22 protein-coding genes and 1 tRNA gene are annotated in these 19,685 nt (G+C 39.0%); 16 read left to right on the top strand and 7 right to left on the bottom strand.

What is annotated here, in order from left to right; genetic code table 11:
* Positions 1 to 76 precede the first annotated feature (76 nt).
* Positions 77 to 1,456 carry an RNA-guided endonuclease InsQ/TnpB family protein gene (locus tag GWK48_RS05415; protein WP_174630305.1) on the bottom strand — a complete coding sequence of 460 codons (1,380 nt, stop codon included), beginning with the start codon at positions 1,454 to 1,456 and terminating at the stop codon, positions 77 to 79.
* 218 nt (positions 1,457 to 1,674) lie between these two features.
* Between GWK48_RS05415 and GWK48_RS05410 the strand changes: the two genes are divergently transcribed.
* The 8 genes from GWK48_RS05410 (at position 1,675) to cedD (ending at position 7,771) form a co-directional block, all read left to right on the top strand.
* Positions 1,675 to 1,748 (top strand) — tRNA-Ile (locus GWK48_RS05410).
* A 98-nt stretch (positions 1,749 to 1,846) separates the two neighbouring features.
* Entirely contained in the window at positions 1,847 to 2,044 is a 198-nt protein-coding gene (locus GWK48_RS05405; RefSeq protein ID WP_174628447.1) for a hypothetical protein, read from the top strand.
* 45 nt (positions 2,045 to 2,089) lie between these two features.
* Complete coding sequence (locus tag GWK48_RS05400; RefSeq protein WP_174630303.1) at positions 2,090 to 3,892, top strand: ribosome biogenesis/translation initiation ATPase RLI; 1,803 nt, start codon at positions 2,090 to 2,092, stop codon at positions 3,890 to 3,892.
* A 228-nt stretch (positions 3,893 to 4,120) separates the two neighbouring features.
* The gene (gene fbp, locus GWK48_RS05395; RefSeq protein WP_174630302.1) at positions 4,121 to 5,272 is read left to right on the top strand and encodes a fructose-1,6-bisphosphate aldolase/phosphatase; all 1,152 of its coding nucleotides are present in this window, start codon (positions 4,121 to 4,123) and stop codon (positions 5,270 to 5,272) included.
* A 41-nt stretch (positions 5,273 to 5,313) separates the two neighbouring features.
* Complete coding sequence (locus GWK48_RS05390; RefSeq protein ID WP_174630300.1) at positions 5,314 to 5,544, top strand: 30S ribosomal protein S17e; 231 nt, start codon at positions 5,314 to 5,316, stop codon at positions 5,542 to 5,544.
* Between the two features lies 1 nt (position 5,545).
* Positions 5,546 to 5,797 (top strand): Urm1-like protein, encoded by a 252-nt coding sequence (urm1, locus tag GWK48_RS05385; RefSeq protein WP_174630298.1) that lies wholly within the window; start codon positions 5,546 to 5,548, stop codon positions 5,795 to 5,797.
* Positions 5,798 to 5,805: 8 nt separating this feature from the next.
* Positions 5,806 to 6,162 carry a hypothetical protein gene (locus tag GWK48_RS05380; protein ID WP_217451760.1) on the top strand — a complete coding sequence of 119 codons (357 nt, stop codon included), beginning with the start codon at positions 5,806 to 5,808 and terminating at the stop codon, positions 6,160 to 6,162.
* Between the two features lie 31 nt (positions 6,163 to 6,193).
* Positions 6,194 to 7,771, top strand: coding sequence for a DNA-translocating ATPase CedD (gene cedD / locus GWK48_RS05375; protein ID WP_174630295.1), 1,578 nt, complete (start codon positions 6,194 to 6,196; stop codon positions 7,769 to 7,771).
* A gap of 5 nt (positions 7,772 to 7,776) precedes the next feature.
* Here the strand turns inward: cedD and thsB are convergent, their stop codons facing one another.
* Positions 7,777 to 9,441 (bottom strand): thermosome subunit beta, encoded by a 1,665-nt coding sequence (gene thsB / locus GWK48_RS05370; protein ID WP_174630293.1) that lies wholly within the window; start codon positions 9,439 to 9,441, stop codon positions 7,777 to 7,779.
* 98 nt (positions 9,442 to 9,539) lie between these two features.
* Positions 9,540 to 10,121: a TFIIB-type zinc ribbon-containing protein gene (locus GWK48_RS05365; RefSeq protein WP_174630291.1), complete on the bottom strand. Its 582-nt coding sequence runs from the start codon at positions 10,119 to 10,121 to the stop codon at positions 9,540 to 9,542.
* Positions 10,122 to 10,225: 104 nt separating this feature from the next.
* Between GWK48_RS05365 and GWK48_RS05360 the strand changes: the two genes are divergently transcribed.
* The 3 genes from GWK48_RS05360 to psmB all read left to right on the top strand — a co-directional run bounded on the left by GWK48_RS05360 (position 10,226) and on the right by psmB (position 12,602).
* Complete coding sequence (locus tag GWK48_RS05360; RefSeq protein WP_246263922.1) at positions 10,226 to 10,603, top strand: ribonuclease BN; 378 nt, start codon at positions 10,226 to 10,228, stop codon at positions 10,601 to 10,603.
* Between the two features lie 8 nt (positions 10,604 to 10,611).
* On the top strand, positions 10,612 to 11,892 hold the full coding sequence (gene hisS / locus GWK48_RS05355; RefSeq protein WP_174630289.1) for a histidine--tRNA ligase: 1,281 nt from the start codon (positions 10,612 to 10,614) through the stop codon (positions 11,890 to 11,892).
* A 119-nt stretch (positions 11,893 to 12,011) separates the two neighbouring features.
* Complete coding sequence (psmB, locus tag GWK48_RS05350; protein WP_174630288.1) at positions 12,012 to 12,602, top strand: archaeal proteasome endopeptidase complex subunit beta; 591 nt, start codon at positions 12,012 to 12,014, stop codon at positions 12,600 to 12,602.
* A gap of 162 nt (positions 12,603 to 12,764) precedes the next feature.
* Here the strand turns inward: psmB and GWK48_RS05345 are convergent, their stop codons facing one another.
* On the bottom strand, positions 12,765 to 13,169 hold the full coding sequence (locus GWK48_RS05345; protein ID WP_174630286.1) for a DNA-directed RNA polymerase subunit G: 405 nt from the start codon (positions 13,167 to 13,169) through the stop codon (positions 12,765 to 12,767).
* Between the two features lie 56 nt (positions 13,170 to 13,225).
* Here GWK48_RS05345 and GWK48_RS05340 point away from each other — a divergent pair, with 56 nt between their 5' ends.
* The gene (locus GWK48_RS05340; RefSeq protein WP_174630284.1) at positions 13,226 to 13,666 is read left to right on the top strand and encodes an Lsm family RNA-binding protein; all 441 of its coding nucleotides are present in this window, start codon (positions 13,226 to 13,228) and stop codon (positions 13,664 to 13,666) included.
* The gene (gene tgtA, locus GWK48_RS05335) at positions 13,666 to 15,165 is read left to right on the top strand and encodes a tRNA guanosine(15) transglycosylase TgtA (protein WP_174632573.1); all 1,500 of its coding nucleotides are present in this window, start codon (positions 13,666 to 13,668) and stop codon (positions 15,163 to 15,165) included. The genes GWK48_RS05340 and tgtA overlap by 1 nt, the downstream gene beginning before the upstream one ends.
* On the opposite strand, the gene GWK48_RS05330 is transcribed toward tgtA, so the two are convergent.
* Genes GWK48_RS05330 through GWK48_RS05320 form a run of 3 tightly spaced genes read right to left on the bottom strand, consistent with a single transcriptional unit; the run spans position 15,130 to position 17,527 of the window.
* Positions 15,130 to 15,855 carry a proteasome assembly chaperone family protein gene (locus GWK48_RS05330; RefSeq protein WP_174630282.1) on the bottom strand — a complete coding sequence of 242 codons (726 nt, stop codon included), beginning with the start codon at positions 15,853 to 15,855 and terminating at the stop codon, positions 15,130 to 15,132. The genes tgtA and GWK48_RS05330 overlap by 36 nt on opposite strands.
* A complete protein-coding gene (locus tag GWK48_RS05325) occupies positions 15,837 to 16,355 on the bottom strand; it encodes a PUA domain-containing protein (RefSeq protein WP_174630280.1) in 519 nt (172 codons plus the stop codon). The genes GWK48_RS05330 and GWK48_RS05325 overlap by 19 nt, the downstream gene beginning before the upstream one ends.
* Entirely contained in the window at positions 16,352 to 17,527 is a 1,176-nt protein-coding gene (locus GWK48_RS05320; protein ID WP_174630278.1) for a proteasome-activating nucleotidase, read from the bottom strand. Before GWK48_RS05320 ends, GWK48_RS05325 begins: the two co-directional genes overlap by 4 nt.
* A gap of 61 nt (positions 17,528 to 17,588) precedes the next feature.
* Between GWK48_RS05320 and GWK48_RS05315 the strand changes: the two genes are divergently transcribed.
* Genes GWK48_RS05315 through GWK48_RS05305 form a run of 3 tightly spaced genes read left to right on the top strand, consistent with a single transcriptional unit; the run spans position 17,589 to position 19,674 of the window.
* Positions 17,589 to 18,089: a multiprotein bridging factor aMBF1 gene (locus GWK48_RS05315; protein ID WP_174630276.1), complete on the top strand. Its 501-nt coding sequence runs from the start codon at positions 17,589 to 17,591 to the stop codon at positions 18,087 to 18,089.
* A gap of 20 nt (positions 18,090 to 18,109) precedes the next feature.
* Positions 18,110 to 19,141, top strand: coding sequence for a GTPase HflX (gene hflX, locus GWK48_RS05310; protein WP_174632572.1), 1,032 nt, complete (start codon positions 18,110 to 18,112; stop codon positions 19,139 to 19,141).
* Positions 19,138 to 19,674, top strand: coding sequence for a tRNA methyltransferase (locus GWK48_RS05305; protein WP_174630274.1), 537 nt, complete (start codon positions 19,138 to 19,140; stop codon positions 19,672 to 19,674). Before hflX ends, GWK48_RS05305 begins: the two co-directional genes overlap by 4 nt.
* Positions 19,675 to 19,685: the final 11 nt, after the last annotated feature.

The raw sequence follows: 19,685 nt of genomic DNA, 5'->3' as shown, positions 1-19,685 counted from the left end.
CTTACATGGTTCCCTGGCCTATTGAGTAGATCCTTTAATATCAACATTTAAATGAACTACTGACCTCCTCCCCGCCCTAAAGGGCGAGGGTTCCACCGAGGTCTGAGGTGTTACTCCCCTTTACGGGAGTTACTCCGTTTGAAGAGACGAGGAAAGAGAGAGGCTTTTTCAATACGTTAACAGTCCTCTTTATCCCTAACTTCATTATGTTTAGAGCACCGTTGATGTCGCTGTGCAGTCTGTGCCCTAAAGGACAACTGACGACTCCCCTAGGCTTCCTCTCAACTACAACACCGTGGAGAGCACAGAGACGTGAAGTGTTATACTCAACTGTTAAGTATGCCTTTATACCATACTCGTGGAGCTTGTCCGTGATTGCCTCAACCAGTTTGCGGTAAGACCAGATGTTTGAAGTGAACTTATTCCCCTTGTCCTGAGAGATGGAGTAAGGATAACCAAGGTAGACAGTTGAGACTCCTAACTGCCATAACGTCTTAGATAGGTGGGAGGACAAAGCCCTGTAGTGGTGGAGGAGCCTGCGGTATAGTCTCTTAAATAGTCGTTCCCTTTCACTTAACACTTCCTCCCTAGCTTCTGTTTCTTGGACTTTCTCAGCCTCAGCCTTCAACTTATCTAGTTCCGCGACCTTCTTCTGGAAATAGAAGTAGTCAGCCTTCACGGTAGAGCCACGGTAAAAGAGGACAGTACCGTCGTCTACGGTGACTGTCGCTAACATGTTTATGCCGAGGTCAATTGAGGCTACTTTCTCGCCTTTAGGTGTTTTCACCTGTACCCTGTCCCTCTCACCGTGTACGATGAGGGACTCCTTCATTGGTCTTTTGCTCTTCTTCGTCGTGACCCTACCCACGTCAACAGGGATGTGGGCGTAGAACTTGTCCCCGTCTATGTGTACCTCTAGTCTACCTTGTGTACCAAACCACCTTAGCCTACCAGCAAACGGTATTTCCATCTTCCAGTCCTTGAGGATGAGTACACGTCTCTCTTCGTCGACCTCATAGCGGTCTTGCCTAACAACTAGGATTAACTTCCTCTTCTCATTCTCTTTCCAGTAACCTGGTGGTGATACATGTTTAGTGAAGGGTGGTAGGCTATCTTTATTCTTCAACAACGAGAAGAAAGATGACCAAGCCTCGTTGTCCTTCTGTAGTACAGCTTGCGCGTTAGCAGATCCTAGGATCCTCTTGTACTTCTCGTAGTACTTGTCCCAAGTGCCCTTGAAGTCTACTCTCTTGTCCTTGAAGAACTGTTGCCTCCTCTCATAGTTTACCTCGTTGTACAGCCTCGCTGAAGCATCTGCTAACCTCCTTATTTTCTTCTGTTGTGCCCCACTTGGAAATAGCCTAACGACGGTTGTCCTGACATTCCCCTCTGGCATTGCCGGAGAGATCGGCTCCCGCTCCTCATGGTATTGGAGTTGACCAGAAGGGAGTGTCATGAAGAAGAGTGTGCGCTAAAGCTTAAAAAACATTCACCCCGCCCTGAAGGGCGAGGTTTTCTTTTCCTTTTATAACTACGTTTCAATGGATTACTAAGATTTGGTCTAGTTACACTATTTAACGGAATAATGCGTTTATATTTACTCAAGACATCCAGGTAAGACGTAAGCCTTAAAAACAGGGATTAAGTATGTACAAAAGATTATGAAAGTTGAGTGGGCCCGTAGCTCAGCTAGGTAGAGCGCGCGGCTCATAACCGCGTGGTCGAGGGTTCAAATCCCTCCGGGCCCATGAACGAGTTTTTCCCTATGAGACTATCTAATTAAAAATTATCAATATAACTTCATTCAGCCTAACAGTTTTCTACGCAAGATACTATACATTTCCCAATGATCGACTACAATCTAGAATACTTTTGTCGGATCATGGTTTTGATACTTGACGAAAATTATAAGTACTATTCAATTAAGGAAAGATTGGTGCTTGCGTTGATGGAAGAAGATTGGGAAGACATAGAGGAAGAAGATTGGGAAGACATAGAGGAAGAAGATTGGGAAGAGGATTGGGAAGAAGAAGACGAATGGTAAATTAAGGAAGAAGGAAATTTTTTATTTATAAGAGGGGTGTCTTTATTGAGAGTAGCAGTAATCAACTACGAATCTTGTAAACCCGACAAATGTTCTCTGGAATGCGTAAGATTTTGTCCAATAAACAGATCAGGCAGCAAGGCCATAGAAATAGTCCAAGAAAATAAAGGCAAACCCGTAGTTTATGAGGAGACGTGCATTGGGTGCAACATTTGCGTTAAGAAGTGCCCATTCGAGGCCATATCCATAGTCAACGTTCCCGATAATTTCAGTAAAGAGGTAGTACATAGATATGGAACTAACGGCTTTGAATTGTTTGGTTTACCTATTTTGAAGAGTGGATATATTATCGGCCTTCTTGGAAAGAACGGAGCTGGGAAAACAACTGTTCTTAGAATATTTAGCGGGGAGATAATTCCAAATTTTGGAATCTTAGACTCTCAACCTTCAATAGATTTCGTACTTAAACAGCTAAAGGGAAAGGAACTCTATTCATATTTTTATAACTTATATAACAAAAAAATCAAAGTCGTACATAAAATACAATACATAGAATACACATCCAGGTTACTTAAAGGAGAAGTGGGGGAGCTGCTAAAGAAAGTAGATGAGAGAAACAAACTAGATGAGATAAAAGAGCTGCTTTACATGGAAAAAATTTGGAACAAGGATGTTAGAGTGCTTAGCGGTGGGGAGCTTCAGAAAACCCTCGTAGCTGCTGCACTTGCAAGGGAAGCCGACGTTTATGCTATAGATGAACCTTCATCATACTTGGATATCAGGGAAAGACTAAACATGGCTAAAGCCATAAGAGAGCTAACTAAGAATAAGTATGCCATAGTTGTTGATCATGACCTTATTGTTTTAGATTATGTGGCAGACTTTATCTCTATATTATATGGAGAAAGCGCTGTTTATGGAAAGGTGTCAAAGACCTACTCCGCCAGAGTAGGAATCAATAACTTTTTAAATGGATATTTGCCTGCAGAGAATATGAGAATAAATGATACAAAAATAGAATTCTTTCTTAAAGAGGTTACTGATATAGATTTTAATAAAAATGTACAAGATAAAATAAAGTGGAATGAAATTAGAAAAAGCCTAGATGGGTTCGATTTAGAAGTCGAAGGAGGATCTGCCAGAGAAGGGGAGGTGATTGGCATAGTCGGACCCAACGGCATAGGTAAAACTACGTTCATCAGAATACTTGCAGGTGATATTCAGCCCGATTTCGGCGAAGTACAACCTCAGGGACTTGCACTTTCCTATAAACCACAAAGGATCGTTCCAGATTATGACGGAAGCGTTAGAGAGTATTTAGATTCTGTTAGCAAGGATACCCTTTCCTCTTCCTCTTGGTTCTATACTGAAGTTACAAGAAGATTAAATCTTCACAAATTATTAGACTCTCACGTTAAAAATCTAAGCGGAGGAGAACTTCAGAAGCTTCTAGTCGCAGGAGCTCTAGCTAGGGAAGCGCAGATATATTTACTAGATGAGCCTTCATCATACTTGGACGTGGGAGAGAGGTACATCGTCGCCAAAGCAATAAAAAGAATTACAAGGGAAAGGAAAAGCGTTACATTTGTAGTGGATCATGATCTGGCTATTCATGATTATATAGCCGATAGGATAATTGTGTTTTCAGGAAATCCAGGGCAGTCCGGTCATGCGTCGGTCCCATTATCAGTTAGCAAGGGAATGAATAAGTTCTTGAGGGAGGTTGGATTAACCTTTCGTAGAGACTCAGAAACCGGCAGACCAAGAGCCAATAAGGTGGGAAGTTACCTGGATAGACTTCAAAGAGAGAAGAACGAGTTCTATTCGATGGAGACCATCACAGAATGATATTTCTTATGCTAAATTTTTTGAGAACATTAGATGTACTAAGACATGGTAAACAAGAACAATACGCTCTCTATTCCACGCTTCAAATTTACGCCGCAGCGCCAAGGTTATTTCGGGAATCGAGCTTATCCTTTAAAAACTACTATACTTTAAAAAGAAAACTGAAAACTATTCCAATCCCGTTTTCTACAACAAGATTTTTAATACCATATAAAGAAATGTCGTAACATGAGAACTACCGTTAGCGTAATAAAGGCTGATATAGGTAGTTTAGCTGGTCACCATGTAGTTCACCCAGATACCATGGCAGCAGCAAATAGGGTTCTAGCTGAGGCCAAGAGACAAGGAATAATCCTAGATTATTATATTACCAACGTTGGGGACGACCTCGAACTCATAATGAGCCACACCAGAGGAGAGCTCGACTCCAAGGTTCATGAAGTAGCTTGGGATTCCTTCAAGGAGGCAACAAAGGTATCCAAGGAATTAGGGCTATATGCAGCGGGCCAAGACCTCCTTTCGGACACCTTTTCAGGAAATCTGAAAGGAATGGGCCCTGGAATGGCCGAACTGGACATAGAAGAAAGACCTTCTGAGCCAATAGCCATCTTCATGGCAGACAAGACCGAACCAGGAGCGTTCAACTACCCCCTGTACAAGATGTTTGCTGATCCGTTTAACACCGCAGGTCTAGTTATTGACCCAACGATGAATGAGGGATTCAAATTTGAGGTCTTGGATGTTTATGAGGGGCAAAGTGTGGTTTTGAATTCTCCTGAGGAGATATACTATTTATTAGGACTAATAGGTACCCCTGCTAGATATGTCGTTAGAAGAGTGTATAGAAAAGCGGACAATATGATTGGTTCTGTCACGTCTATTGAAAGATTAAACCTTATTGCAGGTAAATACGTTGGAAAAGATGACCCTGTATTAATAGTCAGACTACAACACGGTTTTCCTGCTCTTGGAGAGGCATTAGAGGCTTTTTCATTTCCCTATCTCGTTCCAGGATGGATGAGAGGGAGTCATTATGGTCCCTTAATGCCTGTATCTCAAAGAGATGCCAAAGCCACACGATTTGATGGACCGCCTAGGTTAATAGGATTAGGATTTAACGTTAAAAATGGTAGACTCACTGGACCCTCTGATCTATTTGATGACCCAGCCTTTGATGAAACTAGGAGAACAGCTACAATAATTACTGATTATATGAGGAGACATGGACCTTTCATGCCACATAGACTAGAACCCACAGAAATGGAGTATACTACATTACCTACCATAATCGAGAAACTGAAGGATAGGTTTAAGAAAGAAGAGAGTGTTGCTAAAGCAAAGCCTAGTATATACTCTTCCAAGGATCAAGGGATGGACTAAATTTTAATTTCTTTCCTCACTTAAGAGGAGATGGTGATGTAATGGGAAATATCTACACGAGGGACATCAAAAGGATCGGACAAGAAATATTCGAGAAATACAAGGATCAGGTCTCAACTGACTATGGAAAAAATAAAGAGCTCGTGAAACAGGTAGTTGACGTTTATTCTAAGAAAGTCAGGAACAGAATAGCTGGCTATATTACAAGAAGAGCCAAACAGACTCAAAGAGCTTCTACTCCGCAGGAAGACCAAGAGCAGTTAGAGGAGTGAGATGACAAAGATAATCCTAAAGGGGCCTCTATCAAATATTTTCGGAAGAGAGGAACTCCAAGTCCCTTCCGGGTCATTAATAGATGTACTTAGGTTCATCGATAAAACAGGTGTTCTCTTAAAGGGTAACAGGATCAGATCCGGCTTCATGGTATTAGTAAACGGAAAGGATATTAGATTATTGAAGTCGTATGACCTTAACTTAGGCAGTGATGATTTGATTGAAATCATCCCAATTAACCACGGCGGATAGGTATGAGAGTGATTAAAGCTTCACATATCGGAAGTAAGTCTGAGCTGATATACTATGACGGGAATTGCGTAAGTCAAGCTTTGATTAATTTGCCACCCGAGTCTGTAATAAGACAAGCATGCTACATATTTTTCCAAAATTTCCAGAAAAGGAGGATTAAAAACCCTACACTATACTTCCTTTCTCTTCTAAATTCAACAAATCAGATAAAAAAAGCAATGGAAAATTCAATTCCAGATGGATACACCGGGGAATTTTATATCATACAATGTTGCAAGGATGAAGATATTAGTGATGTCATTAGTATAGAAACTTATGAGGAGAGGCTAGCGTTATCTAAAAACTCTATATTTTCAATAGAGTGAGAGGTTCACTTTATGAAATCTAACCATATCCATGAATTCCCGTTTACCACCTTTAATCCTCATATCTGTAGGAGTCGCTCTACTATTATTTCAGATATATCATCTCCCGTTAGTCCTATTAGTACTCCCAATACTGTTAAGTATAGTTGCTGTATTATCGCAATACTTTCTCGGACGGAACAATATCATTTCAGATACAGTTAATAAACATCAGATCTTTGAAATTAAATCCAACAATAGAACATTCACGGGGGCCGTTCTAAAAATAAGCGGAAGAATTGAAGTAGACAAAAATAATGTGGGATTTCAAAAAGAATTAGAGAATCTGATGGAAACCATTGGCAGGCGTGACGTAGGTTTTGAATATTATGTAATTACTAACCTTTCTAAGAAAAAGGCCTCCTCTGCCCTCGTGATAATTAAAGAATGTTCTTCTTGTGAGGATGATATCTTGAATGAAGTTAGAGATCTGCAGGACATTAGCAAGGCTGTATCTCCTCACTTACACCTGGAAATTTCTCCAACATCTGAGAAATCAATACCCGTACCAACTTCTTGGGGGAACTTAGGTTATGCGAAAGTTTACCATAAGATAATAGACTCCCCGACTAACCTATCATTAAGCAACGATTATGATATTGAGCTAGGTGAAATGAAAACAGACCTAACATATGTAAAAACAGGAATAAAACTCGCCGATCTTACAAGACATATTGGGATCTTTGGTAGCACAGGGAGTGGGAAATCCACCACGGCATCTATTCTAATTAAAAGGTTATACGAAAGAGGTTACAAGAGCATAGTTCTGGACTGGCACGGAGAATATATTGATAAACTAAAATTTCTAAATATTAGAAATCAGGACAATATCTTTAAGATAAACCCCTTAAGGCTAGGAAATATAGAAGATATAGTCGAAATATTAGGTGACGTGCTTAACCTGACCGACCCCCAAAAATTCCTACTATATACAGTTTTGATACGAATAAGGAAAGTTGGTAAATTTGATCTTAAAACGTTAATACGAATCCTGCGAAGTGTAGATGAAACATCAAATTGGATGAGGGAGGTCAAGTATGGACTACTGAGAAAGATCTATCTTCTATTTGTAGGCGATGCTAAAAAAATATTTGATAATCAAATTGAAAAAATGGATCCAAATGAGCTCCTAAATTCGGTTATAGATTTAAGTTTTATTTCTAACTTGAGATTAAGAAGAATTTACAGTATGTTTATCATTAAAATAATTTCAGATTACTATATAAGAAATAAACCTAGTCAGAACGCTCTCTTAGTCATAGAGGAAGCCCACAATTACTTTCATAAAGATAATGAATTTCTAGAAAAACTCATAACGGAAGTTAGAAAATTTGGCTTAGGTTTGTGCATAATTTCACAATCGCCTTCCTCAATTACTCCAGAAGTTCTTAAAAATACAAATACTAAAATTATTCATAGCATAAAATCTGACTTTGATAAGAAAATACTTGCGGAGTCTCTTTCATTAGACCTTTCGCTTTACAATGCAATGGACAAATTAGAGATAGGAGAAGCCATAATATCTGCGCCTAATATAAAAATACCTGTAATAATAAAAATAAAAATGTAAAAATTTTAATCCTCTTCGGAAGGCTTATTTTCGGGTTTTGACTCTTTGGATCCGGCTCCTCCGGACTTCTTCCCTGCAGCTACCAGATCATCTATTCTGAGGATCAATGTGGTAGCTTCGGTAGCTGCTTTGATGGCATTCATCTTGACTAGAGCCGGTTCGATTATCCCCTTATTCCAGTTGTCTGCTGGTTGTCCAGAGTTCAAGTCAACTCCGTACCACTTGTTGGCCTCATTCTCATGTAAAGATCTTAGCTTCATCAACTGGTCTATTGGGTCAAATCCTGCGTTCTCTACTAGTATCATAACAAGACTCTCCAAGGCATTGGCATAGGCTTCTATGGCTAACTGCTCCTTGCCTCCTACTTGAGGAGCTCTCTTCCTTAGTCTCTTAGCAATTTCTATCTCTACTGCGCCGCCTCCTGCAACGGCCCTACCGTCTTTTATTACATCTGCGACAGTACCTAAAGCATCTCTTAGAGCTCTTTCCGTCTCATCTACTACTCTCTCAAGGCCACCTCTTATAAGTATGCTAATCGCTTTTGGATTCTTAGCTCCTTCAACAAATACCATTTTGTCCTCTCCTATCTTCCTTTCCTCTACAAGAGCTGCATGACCTAGATCTTGTTCTGAAATCTCTTCTATGTTAGAGACAACTCTGCCACCAGTGGCTCTTGCCAACTTCTCTAGATCACTCTTCTTTGCCCTCCTCACAGCTAATATACCCTTCTTTGCTAAATAGGATTGAGCTACCTCGTCTATCCCTTTCTGACAAATAATAACGTTTGCTCCAGTTCTAGCAATTAGATCCACTTTCTCTTTTATTATGTTCTCTTCTTCTTGTAAGAATTTCTCCATCTGAGTGGGGTCATTTATTCTTATTTCAGCGTCTAGCTCAGGCTTTTCAACCTCTAACGGAGCGTCTATCAAAGCTATCTTGGCATTTTCAACTCTCTTAGGCATCCCAGGGTGTACTACCTCTTTATCCACTATTATACCATAAACCAATGTAGTGTCGTTTATACTTCCACCTGCCTTCTTTACAACCTGTACATTGTCTAAGTCTACATACCACTTGTTCCCTCTAAGTTCTGCTACTTGAGAGACAGCTTTCACAACCACGTCAGCAAGATATTCCCTCGACCCAGCTACTGCCTTACTGCTTAGAGAAGTTATTGCGACTTTTCTCAATAAGTCCACATCATTTATCGTTACCTGTTGGGCAATTTCTTGGATGGTTTGAATAGCGGTTTCCTCAGCCTTCTTATACCCACTAATAATGATAGTTGGGTGAACTTCTTTGTATAGAAGGTCCTCGGCCTTTCTAACTAACTCGCCTGAAAGAATGACTGCGGTTTTTGTCCCATCTGCAGTCTCTTCATCTTGACCCTTAGCAATCTGCACTAGCAGTTTCGCAGCGGGGTGCTGTAAATCCATCTTGTCTAGTAGAGTAGCACCGTCGTTAGTAATAGTAATGTCTCCTAGACTGTCAACTAACATTTTATCCATCCCTCTAGGCCCATAGGTTGTCCTTAACGCTTCCTCAACGGCCTTCACAGCCGCTATATTTGCCCTAAGAGCTTCCTTTCCAAAGGCTCTACTTGAACCTTCTTTTAAAATTATTACGGGGATACCTTCTGGGGTTGTAGCTACTGTAGCTTGTGATGCCATAACGATCACCTTTCAGCATCTCTTAGAAAGAGGTTATATAAAAACTTTTCTATCCTCATTCTCCATAGTATTTGGGTCGTATTTCGATCATTCTCTAGTCAAGTATTGTCCATAACTAGTTCATTGATCCTTATTCTCATGTCGTAGGAAACTCTTTTTGACACCTTTTTGAGATTAGATAGATCTACATGTAAGTCTTTAATAATATCTTTTATTTTATTTAAATCCCCATTATTCAATAAATAGAAAGCTAGTATCACCCTATTTTTAAACTTCATTCCGCTGAATACTCCGTTGTCACTAAGATACTTATATATCGCCAAAGCGTTAGGGTTCTTTTTTAACATATCCATTGCTATCAAGCTATCCTCTGTATATAGCTTGAAATGAGCTAGTTTTCCAAATACATTATGATTTAAATCTATCTTTATTTTTCTTACTTTTCTAACTTTCTTTGTAGATTTAAAGATATATTCGAATTCCTTAATCAGTCTTGTATTCTGTTTATTCTCATTTATATCAACTGGGCTCTTAAGGGTTAAAATATCTGGATCGACGGGAGGAAATTGATATGAGTAAATCCGATCCAAAACTGTCCCACAACTCGAGCAAATGACCTCCCCTCTCTTTTCATCGTGGATTATATTATCTGATCCGCAAATCTCACACTTCTGTTGCATATGAAATCTTTTGAGATCGATATTATTAGCATGTATTTTCAAAGGTTAAAGTTGGGGGATTTGAGCGAAAGTAATTTAGTACCTAAGCTGAATTGAGCAATCAAATGGAAAGTAGCCAGTTAGGCAACATAGCGGAAAGAATATTCGAAGGCGACACTGATACTGTTCTTGATAGCATAAGGCAAATGCTTAATTTTGACAATATGATATGGAACAAATTAGTTGTATATTTGGATTTAAGAATGAAGGGCAAGAAGGTATCTTTTCTTAACCTTGGATCAAGCCTAGGAATTAGCGATAAGTCAAACAAGCTTAATGCCATTGTTTTCACTATATCAGAAAATGAAAACATCGATTTAAATAAAGTAATAGAGGTGCTTAGCTTTGCTAAGACAATGAGAATTGAGGCATTGATGGCAATTGTGGATAAGTATGGAGATATAACATATTATAACCTTGAAGAGATCAGCTTACACAAGTGAATGGACAAATGATTGATTATGAACCTGTCAGAGGAATGGAGGACTATTTTGATGAAAAGGCAGATATCATAAGATATGTAGAAAAAGTATTTAGAGAAACTGTAGAAAAATCCGGCTACAGCGAAGCCATTACGCCCATTGTTGAGGATTTTGAATTATTTTCGATAAAGGGTGGGGAAGAGCTTAGAAAGACAATGTACGTATTTAAAGACAAGGCAAATAGGGAATTAGCTCTCAGACCTGAAATAACACCGAGTATCGTGAGACTATATTTAAAATCCTTACAGCATTTCCCTAAACCTGTTAGACTCTTTTATATAGGCAGAGTTTACAGATATGATGAACCACAACTGGGAAGATATAGGGAATTTAGGCAAGCAGGTGTGGAACTCCTTGGATCAGACTCAATTTTAGCTGATATAGAAATTATTCATATCCTAGAAAATTTTTACAATAATCTCGGATTAAAAGATAAAATTTCTATTAAACTCAATAATATTGGGGTTTATAGACATATATTTAATGTAATCTCTCTCAACGAAAATGATCAGGAACACGTACTTCATTTAATGGATAAGGGTAATCTAGATGAGGCCGAGGCCATTCTTAGACCTAGATTGGAGGGTCAGCCTAAGCTCAAAGAATTGTTTTTCTTACTGACAAACAGAAGTTCTCCACCAAAACTAGAAGAGCTAATAGAATTTACAGATAAAAATAATATAGCACAAATAAAGGATGAGTTCTTAAAGTTACAGCTCTTAACGCAAGTGATAAACTCACTTAATATTAGATACGAACTTAATTTTTCATTTGTAAGAGGATTGGCGTATTATACTGGTCCTATTTTTGAGGTAATCAAGAGCGATTTACCTTTTAGTATCGCGGGTGGAGGTAGGTATGATACACTAATTGAGATTTATGGAGGGCAAAGAACTCCTGCTGTTGGATTTGCGATAGGAATAGAACGAACTATACACGCCTTGTCTAAAGATTATCATTTACCTAAGCCAAACGTTAAGGTAGTGGTGGTTATGCTAGATAACTCTGTGGTAGATTTCGGAATTAAGGTCTCTTCCTTATTAAGACAGGAGGGTTTGGTTTCAGTTCTTGGCGTAAAAGATCTCTCCCTCTCAAAGTTAGTTCCGTACTATGCTGAACAAGGCTTTACCCACATGGTAATTATAGGCAAAAGGGAAAAGGAAGAGGGAAAAGTCACCATAAGAAATCTTTCCACTAGAGATCAAAAAAGTCTAAAGATAGACGAATTAACAAAAAATATTATAATATAATGAAATGGGACTGGACGCAACACGTGGGCCCAAAACCACCTAAAACCAATCTGCGTCTGGTCGGTTAAGACAAATATTATAACCCTGACTCGATGTAGATTGGATAGGGGAATATATTCATGGAAGAGTTACCTTCTACCGCAGTAGGTCTAAAGGTTCAGGACGGTATAGTTTTAGGTGCAGTGAGAAGGCTAAGCTACGGAGGATATGTGCTAAGTAAATCTGCAAAGAAAGTTTTTCCTATCAGTAGATTCGGTATTGGTGGAGCAGGTCTTTTTGGGGATCTACAGGCCTTAACTAGAATAATGAATGCTAACATTAAATATTATGAATTATACAATAATAGACCAATTACAACAAAGGCTGCTGCAAAACTCCTTTCCATATTACTCTACCAATACAAGTACATGCCATTTATCTCAGAGGTTCTATTTGGTGGAGTAGATGAGGGTAAACCAAACCTATTTGTGCTAGATCCTCTTGGTTCTCTACTTGATGACTTATATGCAGCTGTTGGCTCTGGAGCTAGAGTGGCTATAGGAGTTTTAGAAGCTGAGTACAAGGAATCAATGAATTTGGCTCAGGGAAGGGAGTTGGCTATTAAATCACTAAGGGCCTCTGCCGAAAGGGATGTGACTTCAGGAGATGGTATTGATATTTTATCAATCTCGCTAGACCAGAAAATACATACTGAGTTTATCTCATCTTAAACTTATTTAACTCTCCAGCATCATATATTTTTATATAAAATAGTTATTAATTGATATACTCTTCAAAATATTCTTTATACCAATAAATCGACTTTCGAAAGGCTCCGTCAAGTCTGTGGTGAAGTACCTAGAAACTATATTTTTATATCTGTATTAGAAAATTCATTTTGAAAGAACTACTACTGACTGTTTCTTTATACAGAAGTAAATGTGATCCATGATATTTAGTTTATACCGTTCCAGAAAACTAGTTTTAGATGAAATTCGTAATAAAGGGCCGAAGAAAGAAATTATTGTCACAAAATTTTCCTCATTCTCTATTTTTTTCCTTTTTTCAGTTACCACGTAACCATGGGCGCAGAAATCATCGACCCCGAATTCTGGTTTACTAGCAGAAAAGATCACATTAACTTTCTCATTGACGTTCAGAGTATTAATGGACGATATCATATCTAAATTCATTGATAGGTTGTTGCAGTCTAGGTTAACTATAAGTAAATCTCTTAGTTGGCCCTTTTCTATAGACCTTACAACGCATTCTTCTGAATATATGAACGTATCTGGCAAGGAAATCACTTGACTATTTAAATTCCCCTATTTTAACTTTATGTGGGTTAAACCTTATGAGCAGTACAAAAAGGATCATGGGTGACATGAATACCTTGCTGGACAAGACCGTGATAGTAAAACTTAGCAATGGCCGGAGTTACTCAGGTCTCCTCTCCTCATACGAGCTGAACCCTTTTATAATCGGTTTAGCTAACGCAAAAGACAACGAAAATAATGTCTACTATAAGGTTTTTATAAACGGTCTTATGATATCTGAAGTTATCGTAAAATCTCCACCTTTGTTTGACGTTAGGGAATTTGCTGAGATGTTACAAAAGACTTTAGGATTAAGACAGGGTGACGTGAAATTATATGAGGAAGCCGGAGTCATAACTGTAATGGAGAAAATAAAGGTATCAGAGAGTGGAGTCGAAGGAAGCGGACCAATGGCCCAAAGAATTTATGATCTCTATAATGATTATATCGCAAAGAAGAAAAAAGGAGACGTTAAATGATTGGAGATTTTGAAACAAAGGATGAGGATCTAGCTGGCAGGATTGGATTGTTAGAGACCAAGACCGGTAAACTCGAAACCCCCGCATTTTTCCCAGTTATTAATCCCTCAAGAAACGACATCACTGTTGAGGAAATTAAAAATTTAGGATTTAAAAATTTTATCACTAATGCATTCATTTTAAAAAAGAATAATTTGATTCCTGATAAGATTCACCAGATATATGGAAAGGATTCAATAATTATGCTTGATTCTGGTGCATATCAGATTCTGGAGTACGGAGAAATAGAAATTTCGAACAGAGAAATTGTTACATATGAAGCCAGTATAGAGCCTGACATAGGGGTCTTTCTTGACGTTCCGACAGGTGATATTGATGATTGGGATGAAGCCAAAAGAACTGTGGACTTAACAATAGCTAGAGGCAAAGAAGTCTTGGACATCGTAAAGGAAAATCAGAATGTAATTTGGGTACATCCAATTCAAGGAGGTTCATTTCTAGATCTTGTTGAACATTCTGCAAGACAGGCCGATGCTAATTCTGAGTTTTCTATGCTAGCCCTAGGAAGTCCTACAGTTTTAATGGAGAGATATAAATACGCAACCTTAACGAAAGCCATCTACGCTGCCAAAAGAAATGTGAGTAGAGGGAAGGTATTCCATCTCTTTGGAGGAGGCGTTCCGCACTTGATTCCCTTTGCAGTAGCGTTGGGCGTAGACAGCTTCGATTCAGCATCATATGCTATTTTCGCTCGAGATGGAAGATACCTCACAAGGGAGAGGACATATAGGTTGGATGATTTGGATTACTTCCCCTGTAGCTGTCCCGTATGTTCTAGATATGACCCCAAAGAGCTAATGGAGATGGAGGATAAACAGAGAACTAAGCTTCTTGCTCTACATAACCTTTGGAAAATAAAGGAAGAAATCAATTACGTAAAGCAAGCTATAAAGGAAGGAAGATTATTTGAATACATACAACAAAAAGCTTACTCTCATCCTGCACTATACTCAGCTTTCAGGGAAATAATAAAGATGTCGGAGTACTTAGAAAAATACGATCCAAGGGTTAAGGGGGAAATAAAGGGAATAATGTTATTTGATCATAATTCAGCCGCAAGACCTGAGTTGCTAAGGCATTCAAATTATATTTCAAAATTGCGCACAAAAAAACAAAAAGCTCTAGTGATCTGTGCAGATAAATTAAGTAGTCCATTTATCTCCGATCCAAAGGTTAAATCAATACGGGCTAAAAACGAAAAGGACTATGACATTTATGTAGCGTTGCCTTTCTATGGAATAGTTCCTGTGATGCCATCAGAGAGCTTTCCAATGGCTCAATTCGAAATGCCGGAAAGTATAGACGAGGAGACCATAAATAATACAATTGCGTTCATAAAGAAGTTCATTGAAACTAAAAATTACAAGGAGGTAAAGTTCCAGGAGTGTGAGAAATCTATTTTATCACATGTAATGTCTATCTACTCCGGATTTGGATAACTCTTTCTGTATCATCTCCAGTTGTCTCTGAAGCTCTTGCTCTATTTTTTTGGCGTCTTCATAAAGTTCTTTTGTATCTACCTTAAATCCTACAATATGATTCAACGTTTCCACAGCTATCGCTGCGGCTGCAGGATCCAATCTTTCCCTGTCAGCATAAGGGAGAAGGACGGTAGCTGGAATATCCTCAATTTCTGCATATACTGTGAAGAGCGCTAGAGGACCTACTACTATAAGCTGCTTATTAAGCAATGGATAGTTCAATTCTATATTACTTTTACTAGTTTTCATCCATTTTATGGGTTGGTTGATATCTTTATACCTCTTATCAAGACCCCCTACAAGTACTGCGTCTTTGACCCTTATTTTCTTCAACCACTTAACTATCCCATGACTGAACTCGCTCCACTCCCTCTGGAATGGAAGTAAATGGTTTAGAAGCGCAACTGTATGAAACTCTTCATCATAGAATAACTCAAATGGAGTCGCTATACCATAATCGTCCAAGAACGTTACATCGCGCAAATACTTAGTTATCACGAATCCTATTCTCTTCATTTTCCTGCTTAGAATTAGATGCCTTATTGAAAGATAACCCACCTCTCCTAAAGTCCTAAAGCCAGAAATGAACATGGCATCCTTTAGCTTCTCCTCTGTTATCTCTTTAAGGACTATTTTCGTTTCTTCCACCTCTCCCTAACTGATACTGCAACCCCCCTTTTATATTCCATTACCTCCGATCCGGACAACCTCATCTTTCCAACACCTATTAACTCGTCATCTTCACTAACTATAATAGCTTCGTCCCCACTACGGAGTGACCTATCGACCTCTACCACATGCTTTGCGAAAACGTTGCCAGTTTCATTCTGTATAACGTCTTTAACCTCTCTTTTTACCGCGACCCTATAGTCAGGAAATGGGGCACACTGCTTTATAAGAGAGGCGGATTTTAAGGTTAAGGAAAATAATCCATCCTGCGGTCGAAGAACTAGAAAAAGTTCACCGTCATAAAGCACATTTCTAATTCTCCACGTGTTTACAGATCTTTGAATCTTGAAAAATTGGTTATCCCTAAATACACAGTCTGAAACCTCTTCCCCGAATTGATATCCGAAAATGCTTTTCAGATATTCAAAGTGAGAACCTACGTCTTCTGGGTCTGTCACAAATTGCTTTAGTCTATTCATACATACTTCTCTCCTCTATCGATAACATCCTTACTTATTTTTTTAGATCTGAGCCTATCTATTGACGCTTTAAAGTGGGTCATGTTTATGAAGTGACTTCCTTCCCTTATGGCAATATATCCCGCTTCAGTACATAGGTTCTTTAAGTCAGCTCCACTGAAACCTTCCGTAATTCTTGCCAGCTCATCCACGTCAACAGAACCATCAATTTTCATATTTCGTAGGTATATTCTTAGGATTTGCTTTCTTCCTTGTATGTTTGGTAATGGTATCTCTATGAGCCTATCGAACCTACCTGGTCTGAGCAGGGCAGGATCCAATATGTCTATCCTGTTTGTGGCACCTATGATCTTTATATTATCAAGTGGTTGAAAACCATCTATCTCCGCTAGCAACTGCATCAAGGTTCTTTGGACTTCCCTCTCACCACTTGTTCCTAAGTCAACCCTTTTTGCCCCTATTGCATCAATTTCATCTATGAATATAATTGAAGGAGCTTTCTTTCTAGCCAATTCGAACACGTCCCTGACAACTCTAGCACCCTCGCCAACGAACTTTTGTGCGAACTCCGATGCCACAACATGAATGAAGGTGGCTTCGCTCTCTGCAGCCACAGCCTTAGCCAACATAGTCTTACCGGTCCCAGGGGGTCCGTAAAGTAGTATGCCCTTAGGTGGGGTTATTCCCAATTCCTTGAATAAAGATGGTTTTTTGAGAGGCAGTTCAACGACTTCCCTAACTTCTAGGATCTGCTGATCTAAGCCCCCTATATCGTTGTACTTCACGTTAGGTTTTTCTATTATTTCCATTGACTTTATCAAAGGATCTTCTCTATCCCTTAATACTTCCACAATGGCAGAGCCTCTCTGATTGAGCGCAACATATTTGCCTGTCCTTATTGACTTAAAATCCACGGTATCTGATACATTCACAACGAGATTTGGGCCAGAAGTACTTTTCACTATAACCCTACCGTCTTCCAGAACGTCTAAAACTATAGCTTCAATTAAAGGTGGGCTGAGTAATTTTTCCATTTCAGATTTATAATAATTTAATTCCTTCCTAAGACTCTCCGTCTCAATCTGCATCGCCCTTATCTTCTCTTCTAAAATCCTGATGGTGTGCTCATCGTTCACAGAAGTATCTCTTGGTATATCCAACTCATCAGACAAACTAGATCGATTACTATCTTAGTGAAGTTAGACTAAAAATGTTTATCACTATCTATTATATATGAGTCCAGTGAAGAAGGACGTAGAGAATTATTGTGAGATGTGTGGTGCTAGGATAAACGGATCGTCCTATTCCGTAAAATTTGAGGGTAGTACCATTACTGTATGCAGAAATTGTTACGAAAAAATAAGGAAACATGCTACCCTGGTTCCCAATCAAGCTAAGCAATCTCCCCATAGAACTAAAACCGTAAAACCTCGTATCGAAGAAGTAGAACTGGATGTAGACCCCAGTTATCCCAACATAATACGAGAGGCAAGGGAAAGATTAAAGCTAACCACCAAGGGACTCGCAGAAAGGATGAAAGTTCAGGAGAATGTTATTAAAAGAATAGAACAGGGTAAACTTAAACCAACCGTAGAGGAGGCGAGGCAACTGGAAAAAATTCTAGGAATCAAGTTGATAGTAACAGTAACCTCAGGAAAAGGATCAACCCCAACAAACGAGGATCAGTCACTCACGCTCGGAGACATCATAAAAATCAGGGAGGGGAAGAAGTGAAAGCAGTGCTCTTTTCCTCTATGGAATTCATAGATGAAGCTAAATCTCTAGCCGAAACCGCAGGATACTCTGTAGAAACCATCCTCCCTTTACCCAATAGACCTAATAGACTATCTTATATCTCACAGGATAAAATTCAATTAATAAAAAATAATAATGCTGATACTATTATAATATTCGATCTTCTAGCCCCTAGGCACTTCATTAACCTTAACAAATACCTAGAGGAAAAGAAAGTTGTGGATAAGCTTTTCCTACTTCTAGAAATATTTGCGTTACATGCAGGATCTAAGGAAGCCAAGTTACAGATAGAACTAGCTAGATTGAAATATGAATTACCGATAATAAGAGATATTTATAGTAATGCAAAGAAATCCGAACAACAGGGACCTTTAGGGGCTGGAACTTATGGTGTTGAATCTACCTTAAAACTTTACACGAGGAAAATATCTAGAATTACTAGAGAACTGGAACACCTTAGAAAAGTAAGGGAGTCACAGCTGGTCAGAACCAGGGAGAATCAGATTCCTTACATCGCAATCACTGGTTATACCAACGCTGGAAAGACCTCGATATTTAATGCCCTTACTGGGTTAAATCAGGCAACAGACCAATCAATGTTCACCACAACGACCCCGAAAAGATATTCTATAAAAAATAATGCACAGAAGGTAATGTTGGTGGACACTGTAGGTTTCATTCGAGGAATACCTCCTCAAATTATTGAGGCCTTCTTCGTCACTTTATCCGAGATAAAGTACGCCAACGCTTTACTCCTTGTCATGGATATATCTTTGGATACCACTATGCTCATCGATACCGCGAGATCTTCCTTTGAAATACTGAGAGAGCTTGGGGTTACGGGAAAACCTATTATAGTAGTGGGGAACAAGGCTGATCTGGTCAGGGAGAACGGTAAAGAAAAGCTGCAAATTGTTTTGGAAATCAGTAGGCAATATTACTCGCCCATTGAAGATGGTATCTTAGTATCAGCTAAAAAGGGGCTCAACATAGAGTCACTGAGGGAGAAAATATTCGCCCTATCGGATTGAAGAATATTTACGTCCTGAGATTAGGACATAGGCCTGAAAGAGATAAAAGAGTTACAACCCATGTAGCGTTAGTTGCTAGAGCCTTTGGAGCCAGAGGAGTATTCATAGAAGGGGAAGATAACAGGCTAACCGAAAACATAAAGAAAGTGCTTGAGGAGTGGGGTGGTGGTAGTTACTTTAAAGTAGAAATGATAAGTGATCCTAAAAAAATTGTTAATTTATGGAAGAGAAAGGGTGGAAAGGTCGTTCACCTGACAATGTATGGGGTAAACTTACCGGACATGATAGATAGGATTGAACATGAAGATAACTTGTTAATAATAGTTGGAGCACAAAAGGTAGAGGGATGGTACTATCACCACGCAGATTATAACATTGCCGTATCTAATCAACCACATTCGGAGATCGCATCTCTTGCAATAATTCTAGATAGAATATATAAGGGCGAAGAACTAAATATAATGTTTGAAGACAACAAAATATCTGTTATACCAATGGAGAGAGGTAAGAAGGTGATTAGACGTGACGGTTGATAAGGCCACCG

Origin of the sequence: Metallosphaera tengchongensis (assembly GCF_013343295.1) — an archaeon.
GTDB lineage: Archaea > Thermoproteota > Thermoprotei_A > Sulfolobales > Sulfolobaceae > Metallosphaera > Metallosphaera tengchongensis.
Note: the sequence above shows the minus strand (reverse complement) of the source record. Positions and strands in the feature narration are given on the sequence as shown.